Here is a 24521-nt window from a genome sequence, read left to right as displayed (position 1 = left end):
CTCTTGTTTGTAATTAAAATTGATTGGTAAATCGAGAGTGTTGCGCGATGGGCATATTTTGCCTAATGGACTCGCAACTGGATGTGTCTATCTCAACCACCATACTTTTAGGATCTTGGTCTAACTGTACGACCACTCGTCCCCATGGATCAACCACCATTGAGTGTCCCCATGTTTCTCTTTGACAAGGGTGTTTTCCGCCTTGTCCTACCCCGACAATCCACGACTGTGTTTCGATCGCGCGGCATCTTAATAGTGCTTCCCAGTGCGCTTGACCCGTTACCGCTGTAAAAGCCGCAGGCACCACAATGATTTGCGCACCTTGCTTACGTAACTCTGAATACAAATGTGGAAAGCGCACATCATAACAAATACTCAAACCTAAGCGACCAAAAGGCGTTTCCGCTGTCACAACTTGTTTGCCCGGAGTGAAAATATCCGACTCTCGATAGCACTTATGCGCGTCAGCGACATCCACATCAAACATGTGTAGCTTGTCGTAATGAGCAACGAGGCAACCAAAATCATCAATTACCAAGGTTGTGGTCGTCACTCCGTTAGTTGTGCTTATCGGCATGCTACCAATGACGATCCAAATTCTATGAAGCTTTGCTAGCTCAGAGATTTTCTTTTGCAGTGGGCCATCATTTAAAGGCTCAGCATACTGGTGATAGTCGGCTTTACTGCCAAAAACTAACGCGTTTTCAGGGCACACAACCCATTTAGCCCCCAACTCTTTGCACTTTGCTACTTCTTGAGCAAGGTACTCAAAGTTCAATTCAGGGCTAGGACCAGAGGTCATTTGAATCAACCCAACACAATCCATGTGTATCGCTCCTCCATTCATTATGATTCAGAAATCAGCATTTCACCGTATATTAGCTAATTAGGATACTAAGGTCTTTTCGGCTAATTTAAGGTTTATTCGGCTAATTTTCTCAGCTTCTCTGGTAGCTGGAACTCGCCAGAGCTACGAGAAAGCTCGCTCACCGTTGGTGAATCCAATGGTCCTTTCACCGAATAATTTACTTGGGTAAAGACTTCCACAACTGGCGAAATAACCGTGGTCACCGCCAATACGTACAGCGCCGTTTGAGGGGTTACTGCAAAGGCCGTTAACACAGGAATACCCGATGTAATATCTGGGGTGAAGTTCACCTCAGCATCGACCTGACGCGTGTTGAGGTTAGCAATACCTTTGATTTTCATCTCACCGGCGACCGCATCCATATTCAAATCATTAGTCAGGAAAATGCCATTTTGAATCTCGCCCGTTCCGGTGATGCTGTTGAAGGCCATACCTTTATCAAACACGTCTGAGAAATCGAGCTGCATCTTACGGATGATCGAATCTAGGCTAAACAGACCAAGCAATCGAGCTGCGCCGCTCACATCCGAGATAATGCCTTTACCAAACTTGGTTTTAACGTTGCCATCAAGGGTATCCATTTTGATCCCCCAAGGCGAACCGTCCCAATTTAGTTGACCTTCCAACGCAAATGGCGCTTTTTGAATCCCGGAAGTAATACCAAAGCGCTCCATAAGTTCGCTGTTGTTTTCACCTTCAACATCAACGGTTAACGATGAATGACTCTTGTCACCTTGCAGTTCCCACCAGCCACTCACATCCGCTTTGTTGCCGCCGCTTCGAACCTGGATTTTGTTCCACTCGATACGGTCTTCGTTCCTCGTCATTTCAACATCGACCTTACCAACCTTGTAGCCTTGCAGCCAAAAGTCGTTCAGCGTCAGAGTCAGGTTTGGCATCGCATCGTGGATCTCTCTATCCAATTTTGAGATCAATGGCGCTGCTTGCTCTTTGCGTTGTAACAACTGCTGATCTTGATTGTTCTTATCACTCCACTCAGGAACAAACAGGTGCAGACGATCCAGTGAAACCGTCAAATCGTAAGGTGGCAGATAGTTAATATCCCCTTCCAGCTCTTGGCTAGACACTTCCATTTGCCACGCTTGTTTGTTCTTACGAGCACTAAAATCGACATCATTCCAAGAGATACCACCCAAGATCAGCTCTTTACTCTCAAAGGTAATACGGCTTGGCGCAGGTATGGTTGGCGTGTTCATTTGGCTAAGTACAGCCGTTGAAGGCTTTACTGGTTCCATCACAACCGATAACCAGTCATCGGCATTGAATTTGTCAGTACGAATCAGAGCATGATGGCCAACAACCGGGCTAATTTTATAGCCACCACGGCCAAGTACTAAGTTGGTCGCCGTTAACTCAGGCACGTCGCCTGTGATATCAATCTCAGCTTGGTACTTGGTGTTTGGCAATTGCAGGCGCGCGGTAATCGTCTCTTGGTTACCCGATGCCTGTAGCCTTGCAGAGCCACTTTCTAGTGATTTTTTCTCCAAAGGATACGGGTAATCACTCGCCAAGTATTTTAGGTCTGACTGTAAGTCTAGTTGGTAGGTAAAGCCGATATCATTAAGCTGGATATCAATCTGACTTTGCCATTGCGCATGACCTGACAAGCGACTTAACCATTGCTGACCGATGTAAGGTTCTAGAGGCTTAACGTCCCAATCACCTAACACATCAATATCAACTGCATAGCCAGGACCATCATTAAGGCCCTTAAAATCAAGCGAGATACCTTGGTTAAGCAGATCCGCAGCGAGGCCATTTGCCGTCACTACGTCATTATCAAATTCAATTCGACCCGTGGTGTTCTCAAGCACCATTGGCGGCGCTTCAATCTCAACATGGTTACCACTTAAGTCTGCATAACCCCACGCTCTTGCTTCTTTTTCAGAATCAAACGGAATATTCAGCTGGAACTCAGAAGAGACATCACCACTCACTTGAAGTGCGGTTAACGCTGCGCCTACTGAACCCACCAGTGGCGAAGACGTCATGTAATCGCGCACTGCATTGCCTGACGCCGTCGCTTTAGCTTCAATTTCAATATGGCCGCCTTCCCCTAAATAAGGAATGCGTCCTGTGATTCGATCTGCCGTCACATCCATCAATTGAGCGGAACGAGAATCCAGATGCATCGCATCATTTTCAAACAACAGATCAAGCTGAAGGTCAGTAATCAGTGGCCACGCGGTATCAAAGCTGAATTTCGCGTCTTCTAAGCCAACCCAAACCTGAAAAATACCATCGTGGTTAGTGTATGGATATTGAGATAAGTCACCATGCCACAGCAGTTTTACGGTGTCCGCTTTACCCGCTTGAATCGCAGTTGAAAGGTAGTCTGTTAGGTCTTGCCCAAGAGCCAGCGTAGGTAAGTAACGCCATGTTTCACCGACATTGTAAGCGTCCGCTTCACCGTAGAAGGATAAGAACGGGCTCGCATCCTTTGGGAAGTCTAAGCGGAATGCGCCTAGTACTTGTAAGTCTGGCGTTGCCGCTGTGATTTTGTCCGACCACAGTTTCCAGCCGTTTTCATCTTGCTGCCAAACAATATCAACCTGACCTTGTTTGATATTCAAAGGCGCTTGGAATACGTCACCATAAGGGAACACATCGTCAATAACATGCAGGCTAGCTTTCGCTTCCGAAGCCGAACCAAACACACTGCCGGACACTTGGCTAAAGCCTGGGACTAGTTCCCACTGCTCGATAGCAAGATCAGAAAAACTGGCTGAATAACGTAAACTGTCGATTCCTGAATCCATGGAGACACGGATATCAGAAACAGAGCCGCCCGGCGCCAATACGTTAATCATTTTGGTTGATTGTTCAGAGTCAGGCAGCAGCTTAATCAACGGAGTAATGGTCGCAATATCCAGCTCGGAAACGTTGAGTTGCCATGGACCTTGATTCCACTTGAACGCTACGTCAAGTTCCGGCCAAGGTGTGTCATCCGTTCTAAGATTTAGTGAGTGACCATTTACTTGCCAACCATCATCAGTCGGAGACAACTTAAAGACACCGGACTCAAGCATGAGGTCATGCTCGCCATCTTCGTTCCACGTCAATTCTGAGGGTAAAACCTCAACATAAGCGCTTACTGGTTTGCTATTTCGTAGCGTAAGCCAGCTATTCAAGCTCACAGTACCCGTTTCAATGCCGGATTCCGCCTGCATATAACGAGTTAACCAAGGCTTAACCGAGATACTGTCGGCACTGACATAAAACTCTCCCGTCATATCGATTAACGAGCCGCCATCAATAAAGTTAGCGCTCACTGACAAAGAGTTTAGATTGGCGTCTTTAATACTCACCACACCTTCCGCAAGGTGATGTTTACCTGAGTTTTGCCATTTCAGAGTTTCGATATCAAGCTGACGTTCTTCATCAGAGATAGTTCGATATAAAAGAGTGGAATCTTTGGCGGTCACATCCACCAAAGTTTTCAGAAGTAAATTATCGAGCTCTTGTATCACTCGCTTGGAGGAACCGGGATCTTTAGGTTCGTCTTTGCCGTTTTGTCCGGCAAACAGATCAATTGAGCGAATATCAAGATACATTTGATTCATGACCAAGTCGGCCACAACCGGACGCATCTGCACGACCGATTGAATCAAGTCAAACTCGACTTCAACACGCTCGACAGAAAAGCTCACATCTTCCGCATTGGGAAGGCTGGCTTTAACGCCTTGCAGAGCAATAGAGGGGTGAGTGTTACGCCAAAAACCGCCCACGTCTTGAATCGAAAAATCAAAACCGGAGTGTTGGTTTACCCAAAGCTCAATTTCAGATTGATACTTGTTTAAATTGGGCAAGGCTACACGCAGTGTAGTAACGGCAATGGCTAGCGTTACTAAGAGAGTAACCACTAACCATAAACATGCACGTAGAATCAGAGTAACGCTTGAGCTCACAAAATTTCCATTACATCATAACAACATCAAACTGCTCTTGTATGTACAGAGGCTCAGCCTGGATTTTAACTTGCTTACCAATAAAGACTTCAAGCTCCGCAAGCGCATGAGATTCATCGCCCTCTAACGCCTCAGCTACGGCAGCTGCCGCATAGACCACAAATTTATCGGCGTCGTAAGCACGATTCACTCGCGTGATCTCTCGAAGAATTTCATAACAAACGGTTTCAACTGTCTTCACACTGCCACGCCCTTCACAAGCAGGACAGCTCGAACACAGAATATGCTCAATACTTTCGCGAGTACGTTTACGAGTCATCTCAACCAAACCAAGCTGCGTGAAGCCATTAATATTGGTTTTCACACGATCTTTGTCGAGCGCAGCCTCTAAAGAAGTGAGCACTCGCTTACGATGTTCCTCAGACAACATATCGATAAAGTCGATAATGATGATGCCACCTAAGTTACGCAGACGCAGCTGACGAGCAATCGCTTGAGTCGCTTCTACGTTGGTGTTGAAAATCGTCTCTTCTAGATTACGACGACCAACAAACGCGCCAGTGTTGATATCAACAGTGGTCATTGCTTCAGTTTGGTCGATAATCAGATATCCACCAGACTTTAATTCGACTTTACGATCTAATGAACGCTGAATTTCGTTCTCGGTATCGTACATATCAAAGATAGGCTTATCACCTTCATACAGCTCAAGCTTGTCTGTCAGCTCAGGCACATATTCAGAGGTAAACTCTTTTAGGTTTTCATATTCTAGACGAGAATCGACCTGAATCTTGCTCAGCTCGGTACCGACGAAGTCACGTAAGATGCGTTGGCTTAAGCAAAGCTCACCATACAAACGAGTACGCGCCTTGTGCTTACCACGACGCTCTAATACTTTTAGCCATAATCGCTTCAAGAATGCGGCATCTTGTGCCAACTCATTTGAATCTGCACCTTCTGCGGCAGTGCGGATGATGAAGCCACCATGTTCGTCACAGTAACGAGACACGACTTTTTTAAGGCGGTTACGTTCAGACTCGCTGTCGATACGTTGAGATACACCAACATGACTTGCGCCCGGCATAAATACCAGATAGCGAGACGGCAGAGTGATATCAGTGGTTAAGCGGGCACCTTTAGTACCAAGAGGGTCTTTGACCACTTGCACCACAATGTCTTGCCCTTGACGAACAAGCTCTGAAATATCACGAACCTGAAATTGCTTCTTTTCGTTTTCAGCGACACATTCAGTGTGTGGGACAATATCAGAGGCGTGTAAAAAAGCTGCTTTCTCAAGACCTATATCAACAAAAGCCGCCTGCATTCCCGGAAGAACACGGCTTACACGTCCTTTATAGATATTTCCTACGATACCGCGTCGAGCATCTCGTTCGACATGGATCTCTTGAAGAGCCCCCCCTTCAATCATGGCCACACGAGTTTCACTCGGGGTCACGTTCAGCAACAATTCAGCACTCATGGTGCACCTCAGATTAGTAATTATAAGAATTCTTGCAGTAGCTGGTCCGTTTCAAATAAAGGTAAGCCGACAACGGCGTAATAACTACCTTCGATTCGGGTGACAAAGCGTCCGCCCAAACCTTGGATCCCATAGCTACCGGCTTTATCGCATGGCTCCCCTGTTTGCCAGTATTGTTCTATTTCTTTTTCACTGAGGGGTTTAAACCATACGTCGGTAATAATGATTTCTGTTCTTTGTTTTTCTTCTGAAACCACAGAAACCGCCGTCATCACTTGGTGACGTTCATTCGCCAACTGAGTAAGCATGCGCTTAGAGTCAGCAAAATCGGTCGGTTTCTCGAGCACTTGCCCTTGGCTTACGACGACTGTGTCAGAACCAAGAACGACTATATCAGAGCCATGATCTACAGTATCAGAACTAGGAACGACATGCTGCCTTTCAGAAGGGTTATCTTTCAATAAAGACAACGCAGCTAAGGCTTTATCTAAAGATAGTCGCTTAACATACTCTTCGGCGGTTTCTTGAGCGTGTTTACACTCTTCAACATCGGTTACGAGGACAGAGAACTCATAACCGAGTTGAGATAGCAATTCTTTGCGGCGTGGAGAGCCGGATGCCAAAACTAAATGTTTCTTTTCCATCGTCACGCTACCTCACATGCCAATGGCGACGCACGCGTCTCATTAATAAAAACATCCAAGGCCAAAGTATACAGTTTATCAATGCGCTCCATAACGATAACGGATTGAAAACAACATCTTGGATCAAATATTCACCAAAGAAGATCAACACCTCAAACAAGACCGTTAACGCGGCAATGATCATCGCTTGCTGCCATAACGCCATGTTACGAATGACGAGGAAGTTCATCGCAATAATGTACATCACTATTGCCATCATCATGCCTCGAATACCCAGAGTAGAGCCGATCAAAAGGTCCCACAATAAGCCTAGAATCAAAGCACTACCCACGTTAACACGATGCGGTAGAGCCAAAACCCAGTAACACGTAACCAGCAGTAACCAAGATGGTCTAAATAAATCTAAGCTACCAGGCCAAGGGATCGTCTGCAGAATCAGTGCTATTAAAAATGAGCAGAAAATTACTACCTTGCTTCTCAAAACGCTATTGGCCATCTTCGCCCTCTAACAATGCTTGTTCTATGCTGGATTGATCCGCTTGCATCTGTTTGTTTTCATCAGGCCATACAAGCAGCAGGTATCTGAGCTTATCGAACTCAACCACAGGCTCTGCTTTAATCACAGCGAACTCACGTTTCGGGTCGTAATCAACGGCAGTAACATAGGCGACTGGATAACCTTCTGGATATACACCACCAAGACCCGATGTCACCAACAGATCTTCTTCTTGTATATCGGTACTGGTTGGAATGTGCTCTAGTTGGATCTCATCAATCATGCCATTGCCCGAAGCAATCACACGGATGTCATTACGAATAACCTGCACAGGGATCGCATTGTTTGCATCAGTGAGTAGTAACACACGACTATTATGAGCAGCAACGAAAGTGACTTGGCCGACAATGCCTTTTTCGTTGATCACCGGCTGACCTTCATACACCCCATCAATCTGACCTTTGTCGATCACGACTTGATGACGATATGGTGAAGTATCTACCGCCATAACTTCTGTGACGACTTTCTTCTCATCACGGATAAACGGCGAGCCTAACAGCTTACGAAGGCGCTTGTTTTCTTCTTGATATTGCTCAAGCAGAATCAGCTCGCTCTTCAGACGCAAGACTTCTCGTTTAATATTATGGTTAGATTCAATTAACCCTTTGCGAGTGCTAAAACGGTCGTAAACACCATCGAACATAGTGCGAGGCAAGTTGGCTGCATATTGAATAGGCGCAACCATGCTGTTTAATAGATAGCGAACATTTGAGAAAGCATCTAAACGACTATCAGCCAGCATAAGGCTGGCTGATAAAATTACAGCAAAAAACAGGCGCAATTGTAGAGAGGGACCTCTACCAAAAATTGGCTTCATTCTATATTTGGTCCTAGAGCTACATTTGATCCTATAGACAAGGTCCTAGGCTCTTTACATAAAACTAGATAATAAAAGAGCCTAACACTAGATATTATTCTTCGCTGAACAGATCGCCGCCGTGCATGTCGATCATCTCTAGCGCTTTACCGCCACCTAGAGCAACACACGTTAATGGCTCTTCTGCAACAACAACAGGGATACCTGTTTCTTCAGTTAGCAGACGATCAAGGTCTTTAAGCAGTGCACCACCACCTGTTAGTACCATACCGTTTTCTGAGATATCAGAAGCCAGCTCTGGTGGACACTGTTCAAGTGCAACCATGACTGCAGATACGATGCCAGATAGAGGTTCTTGAAGTGCTTCAAGGATTTCGTTTGAGTTTAGGCTAAAGCTACGAGGCACACCTTCAGCAAGGTTACGACCACGTACTTCGATCTCTTCTACTTCATCGCCAGGGTAAGCTGAACCGATTTCGTGTTTGATCTTCTCTGCTGTCGCTTCACCGATCAAGCTGCCGTAGTTACGACGAACGTAGTTGATGATCGCTTCATCAAAACGGTCACCACCGATACGTACAGAAGACGAGTAAACCACACCGTTTAGTGAGATAACCGCAACTTCAGTAGTACCACCACCGATATCAACAACCATTGAACCCGTTGGTTCAGAGACACGTAGGCCAGCACCAATCGCAGCAGCCATAGGCTCATCGATTAGGTAAACCTCACGAGCACCAGCACCTAACGCTGATTCACGGATAGCACGACGCTCAACTTGTGTTGAACCACAAGGTACACAAACCAAAACACGAGGACTTGGTTTAAGCACACTGTTGTCATGCACTTGTTTAATGAAGTGCTGAAGCATTTTTTCCGTTACGTAAAAGTCGGCAATTACACCATCTTTCATCGGACGGATCGCTGAGATGTTACCAGGCGTACGCCCAAGCATTTGCTTAGCAGCGTGGCCAACAGCAGCGACACTCTTTGCAGAACCCGCACGATCTTGGCGAATAGCTACAACTGAAGGCTCATCAAGAACAATGCCTTGGCCTTTTACATAAATAAGGGTATTGGCTGTACCTAAATCAATCGATAGGTCGTTTGAAAACATGCCACGAAGTTTTTTAAACATATTCTTCGCTCATCCTGCAAGAATTAGAAGACAAAAATTGCACTAAATGTACCAATGCCTTGCTGTTACGGCAAGGCATTGAAGTACAAACATGGACTGAAACCCGCAATTTCTTACAGATTCCTAACTTAAGGGGCAAAAATTATATTATTACTGACCTGTTAAGCCACTTTCACCTCGGTAGATAACACGATCGTTACCGCGGTAGATGCCAAATGTGACGACGGTGGAGGGATCTTGCTCTCCATTTGCCTCATCCGAAACTTTATCGCTATCCCAATCGTATCTGAGCCATGGAATATCATCCATATTTTGCCACAACTGTACTTGTTCACGGATGCTTACACCTGCACCTTGAGAAGCCGTCAGGTTATGAGACTCTCCATCAGAGACCAATCCGCCATTAGCGAGCGTTACTGTCGTGGTGACACTGCCGTCTTCTGACCAAATAACATCGCTAGCACTCGTAGAAGCTTCAACGTTTGTAGCATTATCATCTTCATTAAGAACAAAGCGGCTGCCATTCCAATACTCAGCTCTTAGAGGAATAGTAATTGTTGCACCTGAATTACCACCAACATCGTCTAAGTCCATTCGACCAAAGCGAATATCGGGCTGGGCGGTTAGGCGTTGAGGATCTCTATCCCCCTCCTCGTTTTGATAAGCAACCGGATCATCACTTACAGAACCAGTGTGAGTAATTGATATATCTGTTGAGTTGCCATTAGTACCGTTGTAAGGACCATCCTCATAATTATTAGCCGTTGATAATTTTTCGAGACATAGTTCTGAATCACATTCAGTTGAAGGAGAAGTTTCACTTAATGTAAAAGTACCAATACTTCGATTATCAGTAGTTGTCCACTCTTTGTTAGGCACAGGAGCATTAAAGCGATCACCAAAGTTTGACTCAAATAATGAGAAGCCCGCCGTTAACATGGCATCAAATGATGCATAATTTTCAACCGCGTGTCCTAGAGCATTTAGCGCCTCAACTTCAAATTCGACACCATTAAACGGCTGATTCATATAAGCAAAACTTTGCTCAACCGGATTTCCTGACACAACAGAAACAACGTCTGGATAATCCCAAATTGGAGTACCAACTGTCTGAAAATACTTAGGGTAAAAGCGCCCTAACTCTCTAGCACCATCATCTATACCATTAAGAATACCGTTATAGAATGCATTACTAGTTGAAGCCGTAAAATGAAAACTGCCAACTTCCGTCACGGATACATTGGAAAACTCTAATTCAGAAGTAGAAGCATAACTATTTACACTCTCCAGATAAGCATCACCAAGCTCTCCACCGCTTGGTGTCGCTAAAGAGTTAGCTAGCCCTACAATTGTATTTAGAGTCGAGTTATTAATAAAAAAGTTGTTGGTTACATCAAGTGAACAAAACGGATTAGCGCTAGGTTCTTTCTTTTGGTGCAACCGTAAAGCTTCGCCAGAATCTGAATCGACAATATCTAATGTTCTGCTCCACACAACAGGCTTAACATACAAACTAAATGTTTCTCCAGCGGCTATAAATTTAGAACCACCTGATGCATCACCACCAGTTGTAGTCCCTGAAGGAGGACACACAGCAAATGTCCAAGGTCGAGATTTGACCTCTTTCGTGCCTGTATATTCTTTACACTTCTCAACAGCATCTTCATCGGTGATGCATTGTTTATCACTGAGAGTGAATGTTACCTGTCCAGCTTCTGCGTATTTAATTTCAGAGTTCGCTACCACTTTCCCACTCTCAGAAACGAAAGTTAGACCAAGAGGTGTAACACCAGAGCTTGGAGAGCTGATCCAGTCGCCATCTTTATCGAGTATTTCAATTGATACTGAATTCAAAGGGACACCTGGATAAATATAAGAAACATTCGATAACGACACTTCCGAATCACCCAAGTAGCTCGTATCTGAGATAGGTGTTCCCCCTCCATCACATTCTAGTGGGGAGATAGTAATAGCTTGCGATCGACCAGCTATGAGATTTAAAGGGGTTGGCAAAATTTCAAAACGTTCTGGAACAAACTGATAGTTCACAGTATTAGATACATAGTCTTGCCCGGTGATCGTAATACTAGCCATTGCGTCGATTGTTTGAACAACATTAGAGTCAACAGAGAATGTCGCTACGCCAGATTGAGCCATTGCTGTATCAAGCGTATTTCCATTTGAAGACAAAGTAACAGTTCCGTTGAACGAAGTGTCAATGACCTTATTATTGTAAACCTTCGCAGTCGCTGTGATCGCCTCGCAAGTTAAAGCAATATCGATTTCCGGAGACAAAACAACTTCATAGTCCGACGTTTCAACCGGACAGCTCAGGTCATTATTAATGATCTTTCCGTCTGGAGAAAGGGTTACGTCAAAGGCTGTGACTCGACCATTGATGACCCCTCGTCCACTAGAGACAGTAACAGAATCTCGGCTAAATACGTCAGCATTGAGGTTATCAGCAACAGAAACGGACGCCTTAGACGCACCATTATTTTCAGCCCAAACCCTCAGTGAATGCCCATTTGTATTGAAGGTTGATGAGTCGGTAAGAGTGAAAGTATTGACTACAATTTCAGTATCCTGCGTTAAATTCATTCGACTGCCTGCAATGATCTCTAAATGTTCAATACGATAGGAGCCACCAGTAAGTGTAATTGTACCGCCTCCAGAAGAAGTCACAGTATTGTAGGCTTGATTATCTGAAAGTTGATGCAGCCCTGAACCCGGTTGGAAATTTTGGTTAACAGGCCAATCAACAGAAATTACATCAGGAGAAGATACATACAACGCATCAGATTCAACACAAGAGCTCCCGTCACACTGACTATCGTTCCCTTGAATATTATTTGAAGGGTCTAACCGAATACCGATTGCTCCTGAGCGGTTATATGTCCCGTTGATCTGGATAGCTTGAGTATTGGATGTCCAAGATAGTTTACTAGAGTGATCCCAAGATTGAACGGCAAATGGTGTCACTGAACAAACTGGAGGAAGCTCAATATTTTTTTCAAACGCAAAGTATCCGATATCTTCAACAATGTGTCCTCTTCTCGTATAGTCTTCGTCCATAACAACACTGTATTGATTGCTGTTTAACTGACAGCGCCTTAGCCAACCACCATGTGTTCCCGCCCGCTCTTGCTTCTTGAGAAGAATACCGTCAATAGAGGATAAACCTGTGGACTTGAGCCTTCTGCAGCCATCATAGAGTGACGTGAACTCACCTTGAGAAACAGAAGTATTGGTACCAAATTCAAACTGATACATGCCATCTACAAGAGGCTGGTTGGTTGGCTCTGCCGCTAGAAAGGCAATAGTTTCCTCTTGCTGGATTGTATTTGACGAAGCTCCCAGCTCAATAAAAAGTCTAACTCCTGATCTCGTTGGTCTTAACTGTCCTGATGTCATCCAGTTAGCATTATTTCTTGATTGTAACTGGTGTAATACAACAGGACGATGAGTGAACTGAGAAAAACCAAAAGAAGAGAAGTTGACAGATACCGAGCTATTACCACTGAATCTAGCCGCTTTCGCTTTTGTTGATGTATAACCTGCGACGATTCGATGTCCAGCAATAGTTTGAGTCCCCGGTTCCATAACAAAGTAAGAAACTTCTGTCATAGGCCGACTTTGCCATGGACGATTGCTATCGTCCCTTGATAAAGCCCTTACTTGTCTGATTGTTGCATTCAATTTGGAGATACTTTCAACATACAAAGATGCAGGTGCATCACTGTCTAATGCACTCTCATCAGAAGTCGGCATCACAAAAACAAGAGGTGTGATCTCATAGTCCTTTTTAAAATCAATTTGACACTCTCCACCAACACAACTTGCTACGCCAAATTCATACTGGGCATCATTGGAATATACTGGCGACTCATGGTCGCAATTCGCTGGAAGCTGCGTGTTTAAGATAGAGTTCTCCTTCAAGTGTACTTTTTTACCCGTTATGGTACCTGTAAAATAAACTTCCTCTTCTAAATCAATATGGTCATCAGAAACGATATGTGCGTAAACACTATTGTCCGTTTCAATTTTAATGTGAGACTTATCTGTACCAACCAAGAAGAATTCATTCCCACTGTTCCCTCTGTTGTAACTAATGAAGGAATCATGTTCCATCTTGAACTTATCAACATAGAGAACAACATCGCCAGAAACTCTTAGGCTTGAATCATCCTTCAGTTCAATTTCTTTCGACGAAAAGTAAACCCCGCTTGGAACAACGATACTTTGCCAATCCTCTAGCTTGATCTTGTTACCAGAAATATAGTTGGGAACACCAGGCAGTGATTCAATGTCTATAGCGTTATTTGGAATCGTAAAATTAGGTGATTGGGTTAGAATTTTCGAACTATCGGCAGAGCAAGCACTCCGTCCACAAGACTCATCGTGGTTCTTCTTTATAGAACTAAACCCAACGCCTGCGGAGTTGCGAACATAACTATCTTCTTTAAACTCAACTTCTCCACCACTGCCACTCCATGTTTGTACGCTGGCACTAGGACAAGTCCCTCCCGGAAAAAGTTCAGCATGAGCACTGACACTCAATAGAGAAAGAGTCAGTACGCCAACTAGTTTTCGAAACATGCTCATTACTCTCTCACCCAAACTTCTTGATTACGCTGAACTTGACTCACACCAGAGCCGCAAACAACCGAAGACTCTAAGACATAAAAAACAAAGCCATCAAGCTCTCCCCGGCTAGAACACTGCATTAACTCAAGAGAGCAGTTCATTGAAGCTTCATCAACCATAGAACTTGCTACCGTAAAAAACCCACCTCCTGGTTGAAGATCATTGCTGCTACAAACACTAGCAACGGCAGAAGAAGCCTGAGGATCAGGATCCGGATAAAACTGAGTCATAACATACTCATTAACCGAATGGCTGAGTAACCAAGCTTGTGTGCCAAGTACAACTCGAGTGTTTGAATCATTATCAGACCAACTCGTTCGACTCAAACTTGTCGCTAAGAAACCAAGCACCACGATAACAAAGATGACCATGACTAGCGCACTACCTCTTTGGCTTGCTTTACGGGACATTAATCACCTGTATATCTTGCTCAAACACTGTGGACTCATAATTTTCTGCAAACTCGAGAATCAACTTAACAACACCGTTACTCTGAACATCCGCAGGTTGATAACTCAGAGTACTATTCTCACTCATAACTCGATCGCTTATTGTGACACCATTACGAGTTAGTAAATTACTATTCGCAAGGCAATACTCCACAAGGTTATTTGAGTCAAAAATGTAGTGTCTTTTACCTACAGATTCACTAACAAGATTGTTAACTCCATTTGGAATAGAAAAGTATGCAGCAGATACGCTTGGAGGAACCACACTATCAAGGGGGTATATATTATTGAGGTTGCTGATATCTGTATGTGGCCTAGTCGGATTGATAACCAATGACATAGATTGTAATGAACTACTTGTCGCTCCAGTATCACTAACTAAGAAATTAATATCGGCCCCCGAGGTAGCGTAAAAACCTGAATCAACAATTGGATAAAATGATACGCAACCGCTACTTACAGAAGCAGGAAACAGATTAGGTACAGCATGTCTCACTTCACGAGAAAGCTTTTCCAATACAAATCTAGCTTCGGTTTGTAGTCGAAAACGTTCTACAGAGCCAAAATAGCCTCTCATACCGAGTTCAGTAAAATTCGCAACACCAAGCAAGACGATACTTGAGATGACAATAGCTAAAATCATCTCTATGAGCGTAAATCCTTTCCCTTTCATCAATACTCCCCTTTATAAGCAACTAAGGTAATAGGAGGATTATTGCTTGCGGTGATTGTTAACGTAAATTTCTGCATCGAAGCGGTTGGCGTATCGTTGGCAACGACCAAATCCACATCAAAATTAGTATAAGTGCTGCCGAGTTCAATTGGAGTACCAGAGCTCACCGCTCCGTAATCTCGAGCTAACAGATCGGTCATAATACTTTGACCTAATGCCGAAGCTCGGTTGGAATAATTCACTTGCCCTGAAAGCGCGGATTGTGGTGCAAGAAAAGTAGAAAATGCGAGCATTGCAAAACCAAGTAGTACAATAACAATGATCGACTCAATAAGCGTAAAGCCACTATTTACGTACTTCATGGGCATACCTGATTACTTGGATAAACAAAACCTTGAGAATTGATACAAACCCAAGCTCTGTCGGAACTATTATTCGATGAGATGGTAATTTGAACACCCGATGAGGCAGTATTTTCAGGGTTACCTAAAAGGTTGAATTCGATTGGAGAAGTGTAGCTAGAGGTTGGTACAGATGAGAAACTATAATCATCACTAGCGATAACGTCACTTCTTGTTTCAGATGTGTTGTCACAAGCAGATTGTGCACCGATACAATTGTTCGCAGCCACTAAACGTAAGCTTTCAGCACCAGCTACGGACATATCCATATTAGACTGCATTCGATTGAGCTGAATTTGTCGGATGACAGAAGATGTCTGTTCTTGAAGAGCATACAATTCATAACTCTGTCTTCCACTAAAGCGGCTAATCGCAGTTAGAGAAACAATAGCCAGCAAAAGAACAACTACAATTAATTCTACTAAGGTAAACCCCCAGTTTAGCTTTGCATTCATAAATGCCCCAAGTAACTCTTAGTAGCTCTACATTACAAGATAGAGTCAGAATAATGAAGGTTTCTAATATGAGTTTCAATCCTAATTCTAGTTTATAACTTGAATAAAAAAGGCCAGCAAATGCTGGCCTTCAATAGAAAAATCTATATTAGCAATCTGTATCAACTACCGTTGTTGACGGTGCTTCATCAACACCAGTACCTGAAGCTTCGGTATATACAACATAACAGCCGGTTTCAATAATAGTAGCTGCAGTTGTCAATTCAGGGTCTGCAGTAAAAGTAGCATAATATTGAGCAGGAGCGCCAATTGCACCAGACACAGCAGAATCCCAATCTTCTTCTAGACCAGTAACAGCTCGTTCAATACCTGTAGCAGTGCCAGTTGGGTATCCAAAATACGTAATAATCCCATCAACATCAGTACCAGCAGCAGCACTTACAGACTCAACACCTTCAATTGCTGCTTTACCATATACAATACCTGCTGCGCCAGACATGGCCCCTTTTAAGCCTTGTAAAGATGAAGCTCGAGCATCGCCTTGCAGGTTTAGGAAACGTGGTGCCGCAGTTACAGCAAGAATACCTAGAATAACAATTACAACCACTAGTTCGATTAGGGTGAAACCGCCTTGTCTTTTCATAGTTAAGCTCTCTCTATGTTTAATTTTACGCAGACTTACTGCAAAGTTACGGTCACACGACCAGTTTTAATTTCGTAAACAAATTCATGCTCGGTACTACCTTCTAATTGAACGTAAGTACAGGTTGCATCACCTGAATTCGCTTGCGCTGAATATTTGTAATTTGAGTCATTAGCGACATCTGAAACCGCACCAACTTTAGGTGGATTTTGCAGCAAGTTTTCCATCAACTCAGAACATGTTTCATCTGAAATATCTTGTGGCGCAGTGCTCGAATTGTTGTTCAGAGTCCACGGATAGCCATCACGAAAGTCGGTCTCGACGTTGTTACTGTTCTTTGATCTTGTTAACCAAAAATCAACACCATCATAGTTTACAGTATTGTATGTTTCAACACCTATCTTCTCTGATGGCCTAGCTTCTGCTTCCCACTGTGCTCTTGCCGACAGTACTGCCGTCGCAAAACCACCAGCAACGCCTTCAATGCTTGATTTCTTGGCTTCATCTGTCACATCTAAGAAGCGAGGTAGGGCGGCAACCGCCAATAAACCAACGACTACGATCACTATGACTAATTCGACAAGGGAGAAACCCTTTTGATTCTTAAGCATTTTCTACCTACTCATCTAATTATTAACGCGCATTATACATTCACGCTCGTATAAAACCATAAAAAAACTGTCAATATTTTCACAAAGCCAAAATATTGGCTTTCACACTAAACCTTTCTCTTTTGAGCAATATATCTATCTGATATTTATCAGTATAATGATAGCTGCAGTGAAAGTGTATGTTATCACTTTTATCTTCAATACTTGGAGAGCTTAGCCCTAAAATGTTCCCTTGAGGATATAATTGATCCAGCCAATAGTTGCAGTCTCGCTTCGTACCTTGGATAGGCATTATCCATCCAGTTCTGCTATAGACCTTTGAGGGTTCCGAGCCTTCTTCTTGCCCAACACCCGATAACAAATATTGCTGTTTGAACAAATTGGCTTGTTCTAAAATCCGCTTGCTCGCGACGATAAATGCCGTGTTAGTCGCTTCTTCTTCTACCGTTTTGAATGCCGAAAGCACACCGACAATAAGAAAAAGAATAACCACAGTCCAAATAACAAAACGTGAGCGTTGTAGGTTATTTAGCATTCCCTAGCCTTTGATCGCATCCAACATTCCCCACATCGGCAAGAATATACCCAGAGCCAAAATCAGCACCATGCCCGCAACGATGGTTAACAAAATGGGTTCAATTCTGGCGGTTAGGGTTTTCAGATCGTAATCAACTTCGCGGTCATAAAAATCAGCCACTTCAAGTAAGAGCTCATCAATACGGCCCGTCTCTTCACCCACCGAAATCATTTGTATCACGAGCGGTGTGAAAATTTCGCTGTTAATCGCGGTCGATGAAACCGTACTACCGGCTTCAATGGCCGACTTCATCGCTTGAACTCGCAACTCTAGAAAACGGTTATCTAAGGCTTCTGCCGATAGCGCTAGCGACTGGTTCAGTGGAACACCCGCTTTAAGCATCAAAGCAAAAGTACGTGAGAAGCGTGACAATAGTGCTCGATTCACTACCCCACCAATGACCGGCATTTTTAAGCGTAACCGATCCCACTTCTCTAGCCCTTTGTCTGTCTTAACCCAGGCTTTAAAAGCAAAGATAAGGCCAAAGATCACGCCGAGCATTAAGCCCCAGTAATTCACAAAGAACTCAGACATACCAATCAAGATACGAGTAGGCAGCGGCAAATCGACACCAAAGCGCGCAAACATGCTTGAGAACTGTGGAATAACCTTGATGTTAAGAATGAACATTGCGATCAAGATAAAACTGATCACGAATGTTGGGTAACGCATCGCAGTCTTAATTCGCTTGCGAGTTTCGACTTCTTGTTCGTAGTAACCCGCTAATTGCAGCAATGCCTGATCAAGGCGACCTGTATTTTCACCAACACCGATCATCGAGACAAACAATGGGCTAAACACTTTAGGATGCATCTGCATCGATGCCGCTAGTCCACGACCATTAGTTAACTCAGCAACCACTTCTTCTAAGGCGGCTTTCAACTGCTTATTTTCACAGTTTTGAGTTAGGCCTTTCATCGATCTTAATAGTGGTACACCCGCTTTGGTCAGGCTGTATAACTGTCGACAAAACAGAACCAACACCTCTAACGGTACACTCGGAGAGAACAGACTCGATACATCCATATCTAAGACTGAACCACCACTTTTACCCAATTTGATAGAGGTTGGAATGATCCCTTTGCTCATCAAGCTTTCAGCAGCAAGATCTTCGTTATTCGCGTCTAATTGCCCACTTACTTGGCTACCATCAGAGCTGCGACCTACATAACGATACGTTGGCATATCATTCCACCCCTACAGATAAATTGGGTCAGTGGCGCCGGACGCATCGCCTTCGCCAAGATGCATTATCTCATCAAGACTCACGACACCTTGCAGAGCCAGTTCCATCGCAGAAGCCAGTAACGGTTTGTAGTTTTCAGACTGTCTCGCCGTTTGAGCAAACCCTACCGCATCATTCGCTCTCAGTGCATCCATCATGTTTTGCTCTAGCTCCAACATTTCAAATACACCAATTCGCCCGCGGTAACCGGTTAAGTTACAGTTCTGGCAACCACGGCCTTTCATAAACGGCACACCTACTTGGTTAGGGAAACGGACGCTCAACCACTGCTTGCGAGGTTCATCTAACTCATCCTCAACCTTACAATCGGTACACACCTTACGAACTAATCGCTGTGCGACTACTGCTCGAACCGCGCTCGCCACCAAGTAACCTGGAGCACCCATATCCATCATACGCAACGCACTGTCTACCGCATCATTGGTATGCAGCGTACTTAATACTAAGTGACCGGTCAGTGCAGCTCTCAAGCCGATCTCAACGGTTTCGTGGTCACGCATCTCACCGATAAGAATGATATCGGGGTCCTGACGTAGAAAGGTTCTCAAGATAGTAGAGAAATCGAGGTTGATCTTAGGGTTAACCTGAACTTGGTTCACACGAGGAAGGCGGTATTCCACCGGATCTTCCGCAGTAATGATCTTTTTACCCGGTTCGTTGAGCTCGCTTAATGCACCATACAAGGTTGTGGTTTTACCCGAACCTGTCGGCCCAGTCACCAAGATCATACCGTGCGGGCGGCGCAGCTGTTGACGAAGACGAACCAACAGATCGCTCGGTATGCCCGACGCTTCTAACTTACGTAAACCCGCTGATTGATTAAGAAGACGCATAACCACAGACTCCCCGTGCTGTACTGGCATGGTCGACATACGAATATCAACCGACTGCCCTTTAGCGCGGATATTAAAGCGACCATCTTGAGGAAGACGCTTCTCTGAGATATCGAGGTTTGCCATCAGCTTTAAGCGCAGTACAAGTGCAGAAGCAATATTCACTTCATTCAGCAGTGTTTCATGCAGCACACCATCAATACGCTGGCGAAGGCGCAAAACATTCGAGTCAGGTTCAATATGAATATCAGAAGCGCCAACTTGGATGGCATCTTCAAATAGCGAGTTAATTAGCTTTACTACTGTAACTTCGTCACTGTCTTCTTCAGCGATATCGAAATCAAACGCGTCATTAACTTGGTGTTCAGCGTGAAGCTGCTCAGCAAACGAGGCGATCTCTTTGGTTCTTCGGTAATAGCGATCGAAGCCATCAACCAATTGCCTCTCTTGAGCAACAACGAATTCAAGCGCGTAATCACCGAGCTGGCCAAGCAAAGACTCTTGGGCAAACAGATCAGCAGGATCACTCATTGCGACACGCAAGGTGTCACCTTGGCGTCCAATAACTAATGCACGAAGACGACGCGCATGTACTTCCGGTAAAAGCTGTACCGCTTCGACATCGACAACAGCTCGGCTTAGATCAATAAGAGGAATCGCTAACTGCTGCGACAAGAAACTCAACATCTGTTGCTCTGACAAGAAGCCAAGCTCAATTAGAGCGTCACCCAGCTTACGCCCAGTGCTTTTCTGAGCGGCCAGTGCTTGTTCAACTTGAGCCTCAGTGATAATGCCTTCTTCGACAAGCAAATCACCAAGTCTTTTTCTCAATCTAATTTGCATCGTCGCTCTCCTCTAAAGCATTGAGTATTTTTAATCGGTCACGCACAAAGCTTTGTGATTGAGATGAGATACCGACTCTAGTCAACGCACCTTGATATGATTGTTTTGCTGCAGCGAAGTCTAACTGGCGTTCTTGCTGAATCGCTAAGCCCAACCACCAGCGAGCGTTATCTGAATCGACTTCAACCAACTTTTGATAACTCTCGAGTGCGATTTCTTCTTGCTGTGATTTTTGGCTCAACGCCGCACGCATTGCTAGATACTCTTGAGTTGGATGCGGAGGCATGTGTACTAAGGGGCTCAGCGCCGCTTCTGATTGATTCGCTTTAACCAGCAGTTTAGATAACCCTAATCGCAATTTTTCACTGTTGATGTTGAGCTTGATACCAGACTGATAAAGCTCATAGGCTTTGCGAGTATCGCCTTTACCAAAATAGAGAATCGCAAGTTTCTGGCGAACATCTTCATTTCTTGGCGTGTAGCGTAGAGCTTCAGTGTAGCCCTTCAACGCACCAGTAAGATCGTTCGCATCAAGCGCTTTCTGAGCTCGACCTTGTGCATTCACAGATAGCTGTTCCGGAGTTAACTCAACCTGCTCGATCAACATTCCGTTATTTTCTGAATCACCAGAGGCTACAGGCTCATTAGAGATAGGCGTGGGATCTTTTTTTGCCACACTAGCAACGTAAATCGGCTGGGGAGCTTTAGCTTTAGTCGCTTTAGGCGCGCTTAGATCTTTCGTTGGTGCTTGCTGTTTTGTCGCTTTTGGGGCAGACATAACAACTGATTCGGAAACACTAGGCTTAGCTTGAGCGCTTTTTACCATTACTGTGTTTTGTGTTGAAAGGTTCGCAGAGTCTAGTGTCACCAATTTCTTAGTTGGCGATGAGATAGGTTGAGCAACTTCCTGAATGCCATTTGAATCATCAACGACAGAGACTTGAACCTGTAAATCTCGAGTTGAGATTGACTGCTCAACAATAGACTGATCAATCACAGGGCCTTGCGATATCGCCCAACCGCCCATAGCTAAGCTCAACGTAAAACCTGCAACAACCCAAACTAGGGGGGAACGCGTTTTTACTTTAGGTACGACTGCCGCTTCAATCGAAGTCGCTGACTTTTTCTTTGCCAATTCAGACAAGGCGTTGTTAATGACGCTCATAATTAATTCCAACCCCACAGTATTGGCGTTTTAAATTTAGGCTTACACACATCGTACGTTTCATGCATAGCTGAAAAAAGATGTTGGTTGTCGATACTTTTCTTATCTTCACTGAACGAAAGCAATAGAGCCTTATGGCAAAGTTGGTTTATCAATCTAGGGATACCTAACGACGAACGACAGATCGCCTTTTTTTGATTCAAGCTGAATAACTCAGGGCTGCCACCAGATTTAGCGATTCGATTATCAATATACGCCACCGTTTCATCGAGAGTTAGTGGCCTTAGTGTCGAACTAAATGTGATTCTTTGACGAAACTGCCTTAGGTGGTAAGCCTCTAATCGAGCATCCAATTCTGGCTGCCCTAATAAGACAATCTGCAGCAGTTTTTTGTCTTCCGTTTCAAGGTTACCAAACAGCCTTAATGTTTCGAGCGCTTCATCCGATAGAGCCTGGGCTTCATCAAGAATAGCCACCACTCTTAAACCTGAATTGTGTAATTCAATAAGCTTATGCTGAATGTTATCAACCAAGGTTGCTTCATTATCGACAGCTAAACCAAGCTCTGTAGCAACAGCCTGGCGCAAGTCAGCCCCTGATAGCACAGGGTTTGGTAAGTAGATCAGAGCTGTACAGTTATGTAGGTGGTTGACCAACATCCGGCAAACCATGGTTTTTCCAGTGCCGACCTCTCCGGTCACCTTAATCACACCCTCGCCCATTTCCAACGCCGAGATTACCGTCTGAATCGCTTCGAAATGAGGCGCTAAACCATAAAAGAAATCGGTATTCGGCGTTAAGGTAAATGGCAGTTGTTCAAAACCAAAGTGAGCTTGATACATACGACGACCTAGCTTAGTGAGACACTGCCACTCTATAGAGAGAAAGTAAGCAACTACTCTTCATCAGGGAACCACTGTTGAAGAAGATCACGTGAACGCTCCAACTCATTTTGCCAAGTATTCACACCCACGATCGTTGGCTTAAGCAAGATCACGAGCTCAGTTTTTTGCGTTAACTGATTGGTGTTACGGAACAAATGACCAAGTGCTGGGATATCACCAAGGAATGGGACTTTAGAGGTTACATCACTGGTGTTGGATTTCATCAAACCACCAATAACAACCACATCGCCATCTCGAGCTCGAATCACTGAGTCAGATTCACGAATAGAGCTTTTCGCCAAAGGAAGTTGCACCAAGCCCGTCGTGGAACCTAGGTTGAGCGATTTCACTTCTTCCTCTACTTCAATAACGGCTGGGTGAACATGTAAGAACACGCTACCTTTGTCATCTATCTGAGGGGTCACGTCTAAAGAAATACCAGAGAAGAACGGAGTTAGTTCAACCTCAGGCGCCACATTCGCGTTATCACCACTACCTACCGAACTTGATAAATCTGTTACGTAGTACTCATCGGTACCCACTTTGATAACCGCTTTCTGGTTGTTTGCCGCTGTGACTCGTGGGCTTGATAGAACGTTCAGATCACCTTGAGTATCCATAAAGCTCAATACTGCTTCGAAACTACCATCTGAGATCGTTACGTTAGTTTGTCCGCCTAACAAAGAGCTGATCGCATCTAATGGAGGTAAAGTACTTGCAGGACGGTCGATAACCACACCACCACTACCAATCGACTTAGATAAATTAGACCAGCTAATACCTTGTTGATAACCATCACTCAAGGTTACTTCCATGATTTTGGCTTCTAAGATCACTTGACGCTGCAGGCGTTGTTGAGAAATACCTAAGAACTCTCGAACCTCACGAATTTCATCCGGGTAAGCACGCACTGTAATCACACTAGCTTGCGGGGTCACGACTACGCTTTGCCCATCGCCCGAGCCAACTAAGTGAGCAACCGCCGCTTCAAGCTGTGGCCAAAAATCACTTTCAGAAGTCGTTTCAATCTCTGTACCACCATTCGATGTCGAGTTTGATGAATTAGAAGAGTTAGATGAATTTGACGAGTTTGAGTTCGAGTTCGAGTTTGAAGAGCTCGATGAATTCGAATCTGAGTTAGAGATCGTGCCAGTGGTGATCGTCGTCAGTGAGCGACCAGAACGCTTAACTTGTAAGTAATCGACAGGGATCGTTACGGTGCGAAGACCGGCAGGATAAACTTGAATCACTTTGCCACGCTTTTCAATATCGTAGCCATACATATCTTGAGCAACAGCCAGTACCTCATCTAACGTCACGTCCGTTAGATTAAGCGTAAGGTTTCCAGACACACTTGGGTGAATAGCCGCACTATACTCCGTACCTTTCACTAAGCTGGCAAAAAAGGTTCTCGCCTCAACGCCTTTTGCCTGAATACGAAAACGCTTAACCGTTTCCATCCCCGGAGACATAGAGTCAGAATAAAGCTGAGGCATAAGGTCATCTTGAACCGACGAAGGCAGCTCATGAAGCGCTCTGCTATTGGCTTCATTAATTGACTCGTTTAAAGACTCTTTAATCTCAACAGGATCTCTATGCCCCATCGAACAGCCGACTAAAGATGACACTAGGATTGCTACTACAAGTTTACGCATGTCTTCA

20 protein-coding genes are annotated in these 24521 nt (G+C 44.4%); all 20 read right to left on the bottom strand.

Translation table 11 applies throughout. The annotated features are described in order from the left end of the window. Window positions 1-13: 13 nt before the first annotated feature. Window positions 14-826, bottom strand: coding sequence for a carbon-nitrogen hydrolase family protein (locus HRQ85_RS19610; protein WP_172380423.1), 813 nt, complete (start codon window positions 824-826; stop codon window positions 14-16). A gap of 95 nt (window positions 827-921) precedes the next feature. Further along, window positions 922-4797 carry a YhdP family protein gene (locus tag HRQ85_RS19605; protein ID WP_172380422.1) on the bottom strand — a complete coding sequence of 1292 codons (3876 nt, stop codon included), beginning with the start codon at window positions 4795-4797 and terminating at the stop codon, window positions 922-924. Between the two features lie 10 nt (window positions 4798-4807). After that, complete coding sequence (rng, locus tag HRQ85_RS19600; protein ID WP_017061363.1) at window positions 4808-6277, bottom strand: ribonuclease G; 1470 nt, start codon at window positions 6275-6277, stop codon at window positions 4808-4810. Between the two features lie 20 nt (window positions 6278-6297). After that, complete coding sequence (locus HRQ85_RS19595) at window positions 6298-6921, bottom strand: Maf family protein (RefSeq protein WP_017066953.1); 624 nt, start codon at window positions 6919-6921, stop codon at window positions 6298-6300. 7 nt (window positions 6922-6928) lie between these two features. After that, window positions 6929-7417, bottom strand: coding sequence for a rod shape-determining protein MreD (mreD, locus tag HRQ85_RS19590; RefSeq protein ID WP_017061361.1), 489 nt, complete (start codon window positions 7415-7417; stop codon window positions 6929-6931). Then, window positions 7407-8294: a rod shape-determining protein MreC gene (gene mreC, locus HRQ85_RS19585; RefSeq protein WP_004735927.1), complete on the bottom strand. Its 888-nt coding sequence runs from the start codon at window positions 8292-8294 to the stop codon at window positions 7407-7409. The genes mreD and mreC overlap by 11 nt, the downstream gene beginning before the upstream one ends. 94 nt (window positions 8295-8388) lie before the next feature. After that, a complete protein-coding gene (locus HRQ85_RS19580) occupies window positions 8389-9432 on the bottom strand; it encodes a rod shape-determining protein (protein WP_017062957.1) in 1044 nt (347 codons plus the stop codon). Window positions 9433-9582: 150 nt separating this feature from the next. Next, complete coding sequence (locus HRQ85_RS19575) at window positions 9583-14031, bottom strand: DUF6701 domain-containing protein (protein ID WP_172380421.1); 4449 nt, start codon at window positions 14029-14031, stop codon at window positions 9583-9585. Between the two features lie 5 nt (window positions 14032-14036). Next, on the bottom strand, window positions 14037-14489 hold the full coding sequence (locus tag HRQ85_RS19570) for an MSHA biogenesis protein MshP (protein WP_172380420.1): 453 nt from the start codon (window positions 14487-14489) through the stop codon (window positions 14037-14039). Beyond that, the gene (locus HRQ85_RS19565) at window positions 14479-15201 is read right to left on the bottom strand and encodes a PilW family protein (protein ID WP_172380419.1); all 723 of its coding nucleotides are present in this window, start codon (window positions 15199-15201) and stop codon (window positions 14479-14481) included. The genes HRQ85_RS19570 and HRQ85_RS19565 overlap by 11 nt, the downstream gene beginning before the upstream one ends. Continuing rightward, window positions 15201-15563: a type IV pilus modification PilV family protein gene (locus tag HRQ85_RS19560; RefSeq protein ID WP_172380418.1), complete on the bottom strand. Its 363-nt coding sequence runs from the start codon at window positions 15561-15563 to the stop codon at window positions 15201-15203. Before HRQ85_RS19560 ends, HRQ85_RS19565 begins: the two co-directional genes overlap by 1 nt. Beyond that, window positions 15560-16057, bottom strand: a complete 498-nt coding sequence (locus HRQ85_RS19555) for a prepilin-type N-terminal cleavage/methylation domain-containing protein (protein ID WP_172380417.1) — start codon at window positions 16055-16057, stop codon at window positions 15560-15562. Before HRQ85_RS19555 ends, HRQ85_RS19560 begins: the two co-directional genes overlap by 4 nt. A gap of 148 nt (window positions 16058-16205) precedes the next feature. After that, window positions 16206-16700 (bottom strand): type II secretion system protein, encoded by a 495-nt coding sequence (locus HRQ85_RS19550; RefSeq protein WP_172380416.1) that lies wholly within the window; start codon window positions 16698-16700, stop codon window positions 16206-16208. A 35-nt stretch (window positions 16701-16735) separates the two neighbouring features. Further along, the gene (locus tag HRQ85_RS19545) at window positions 16736-17311 is read right to left on the bottom strand and encodes a prepilin-type N-terminal cleavage/methylation domain-containing protein (RefSeq protein ID WP_048618134.1); all 576 of its coding nucleotides are present in this window, start codon (window positions 17309-17311) and stop codon (window positions 16736-16738) included. 79 nt (window positions 17312-17390) lie between these two features. Continuing rightward, complete coding sequence (locus HRQ85_RS19540) at window positions 17391-17846, bottom strand: MSHA biogenesis protein MshF (protein WP_172380415.1); 456 nt, start codon at window positions 17844-17846, stop codon at window positions 17391-17393. A 3-nt stretch (window positions 17847-17849) separates the two neighbouring features. Beyond that, window positions 17850-19073 (bottom strand): type II secretion system F family protein, encoded by a 1224-nt coding sequence (locus tag HRQ85_RS19535; protein WP_048657953.1) that lies wholly within the window; start codon window positions 19071-19073, stop codon window positions 17850-17852. A gap of 12 nt (window positions 19074-19085) precedes the next feature. Next, window positions 19086-20810, bottom strand: coding sequence for a GspE/PulE family protein (locus tag HRQ85_RS19530; RefSeq protein ID WP_061039550.1), 1725 nt, complete (start codon window positions 20808-20810; stop codon window positions 19086-19088). Beyond that, window positions 20800-21975 (bottom strand): tetratricopeptide repeat protein, encoded by a 1176-nt coding sequence (locus HRQ85_RS19525; RefSeq protein WP_081230430.1) that lies wholly within the window; start codon window positions 21973-21975, stop codon window positions 20800-20802. Before HRQ85_RS19525 ends, HRQ85_RS19530 begins: the two co-directional genes overlap by 11 nt. Before the next feature lie 2 nt (window positions 21976-21977). Further along, complete coding sequence (locus HRQ85_RS19520; RefSeq protein WP_061039552.1) at window positions 21978-22817, bottom strand: ExeA family protein; 840 nt, start codon at window positions 22815-22817, stop codon at window positions 21978-21980. 53 nt (window positions 22818-22870) lie between these two features. Next, entirely contained in the window at window positions 22871-24514 is a 1644-nt protein-coding gene (gene mshL, locus HRQ85_RS19515) for a pilus (MSHA type) biogenesis protein MshL (RefSeq protein ID WP_172380414.1), read from the bottom strand. Between the last annotated feature and the right edge of the window lie 7 nt (window positions 24515-24521).

Origin of the sequence: Vibrio sp. Vb339, from assembly GCF_902751245.1 — a bacterium.
Taxonomy (GTDB): Bacteria; Pseudomonadota; Gammaproteobacteria; order Enterobacterales; family Vibrionaceae; genus Vibrio; species Vibrio coralliirubri.
Note: the sequence above shows the minus strand (reverse complement) of the source record. Positions and strands in the feature narration are given on the sequence as shown.